Here is a 2,071-nt window from a genome sequence, read left to right on the forward strand (position 1 = left end):
GGTTGCGCTCGGTGCCATCGTGGCGCCGCCCGATGCGGCCGCTGCGGTCGCGATCCTGAGCCAGGTCAAGCTGCCCCACCGCATGGTGAAGGTGCTGGAAGGCGAGAGCCTGCTCAACGACGCCACCGCGCTGCTGATCTATCGCATCGCGGTCGGCGCGGTCGCCACCGAGCATCTGACATGGAGCCAGGTCGCGCCGACCATGGCGCTGGCGCTGGTCGGCAGCGTCGTGGCGGGCCTCGTCGCAGGCCGCATCATTCCGCTGTTCATGGAGCGCGTGACCGAGGCCCCGAGCGCCATCATCGTGCAATTCGCCACCACCTTCATGATCTGGATCGCCGCCGAGCATCTCGGCCTCTCCGGCATCCTCACCATCGTGGTCTACGCCATCACCCTCGCGCGCACGGCAGGGGCGCGCATGCCGGCCCGGCTGCGGGTGCCGTCCTATGCGGTCTGGGAGACGATGGTGTTCGTGCTCAACGTGCTCGCCTTCATGCTGATCGGCATGCAGATGCGGCCGATCTGGACGCGGCTGGACGCGGACGTGCGCTGGGAATATTGCGTGGCGGCGGCCTGGATCCTGCTCACCGTGGTGCTGGTCCGGCTGCTCTGGGTGACGTTCTACCGCACGACCTTGCGTGTGCTGGTCGCGCAGGGGATCTATCATCCGAAGGATCCGAAGCAGGTCGCCTCGGCCAAGGGCGGCCTCATCATCTCCTGGTGCGGCATGCGCGGCCTCGTCACGCTCGCCACCGCTTTCGCGCTACCGGAGAATTTTCCCTATCGCGACTTCATCGTCTTCGTCGCCTTTGCGGTGGTGCTGGGATCGCTGGTGATCCAGGGCCTGACGCTGCGACCGCTGATTCTGGCGTTCGGCCTCAAGGACGACGATCCCGTCGGCACCGAGGTCGCGCACGCCCGCGCCGTCGCCTATCGCGCCGCGCTCGATGCGATCGAGAGCGATCCGTCGGAGGAAGCGGAGATCCTGCGGCTCGAATATCGCGCCATCCTGATGCAGGCCGAAAACGATCCCAACGGCGGCATCGCCAATGGCGAACTGCCCGCCGATCCCCTGCGCCGCCGCGCCATCGAGGCCGCCCGCAAATCGATCTTCGATCTCCGCGCCACCGAGGTGATCGGCGACGACGCCTTCCACCGGATCGAAGAGGAGCTCGATCGCGCGGAATTGAGCGCGGGGGGATGAGGCACATACAAAACCGGTGTCGTCCCGGACAAGGGCGCCCTTAGGCGCGCCGATCCGGGATCCATAGCCACAGGGAGAAGTTGGGCGAAGACTCGGGGTTACCAGCTCGCGCGGTAATTCGACCCTGTGGTTATGGGTCCCGGGCTCGCGCTACGCGCGCCCCGGGACGACAGCGGAGTTTGAACCAAACCCCTTGTCCCCAGACTCACTCCTGATGACGACTCTGACCGACGACCGTCGTGTCCGCGCGCGAGATGCGTCGCCCGCACGATATTTTTATCTCCACATGGCCCTGGCCTGCGCAGCCACCGCATTTCTCGGCTTCGCACCGACCTATTGGATCCCCCTCGCCAGCCGAACGCTCTCGACCAGCCCCGTGATCCACTTTCACGGACTCTTGTTCTTCACCTGGTCTCTCTATTTCGTGCTCCAGACCTGGCTCGCAGCCTCCGGCCGCGTCGTCAATCACCGCTCGCTCGGCATCGCTGGCGTTTCGCTCGCGACCGCGATGACGATCTTCGGCTTCCTCGCCTCCGTGCACGTGATGCAGCATGCCGCAGCGCTCGGGCAGCGCGAGGCCGGCATCGGTTTCTCGATCGTGCCGATGAGCGGGATCGCGTTCTTCGCGATCGTGTTCGTGCTCGCGATCGTGAACACGCGCAGGCCCGAGGCTCACAAGCGCCTGATGCTGCTCGCCGCGGTCTCGATCCTCGATGCCGCGATCGCGCGCTGGTTCCTGACCTTCCTCGCGCCTCCGGGACCGCCCATGCGGCCCGTGCCGATCACGCCGAGCATTTCTCCCGCCATCGTTCACTCCCTGTCGCGCGGTCCCGTGACGGGCGCGCCTTCTTGATCTTCTGGTCGATC

Annotated in this window: 1 protein-coding gene and 1 pseudogene; both read left to right on the forward strand. The window is 66.3% G+C overall.

Features of this window, described 5'->3' with window-relative positions:
- Window positions 1–1,204, forward strand: a 1,204-nt coding sequence (locus MOV75_RS35895) for a sodium:proton antiporter (protein WP_247007718.1), incomplete at its 5' end; no start/stop codon positions are given.
- A 214-nt stretch (window positions 1,205–1,418) separates the two neighbouring features.
- Window positions 1,419–2,024 (forward strand): annotated as a pseudogene (locus MOV75_RS35900) (hypothetical protein); the annotation flags it as partial.
- Window positions 2,025–2,071 lie beyond the last annotated feature (47 nt).

Origin of the sequence: Bradyrhizobium sp. PRIMUS42 (assembly GCF_023006515.1) — a bacterium.
Lineage (GTDB): Bacteria > Pseudomonadota > Alphaproteobacteria > Rhizobiales > Xanthobacteraceae > Bradyrhizobium.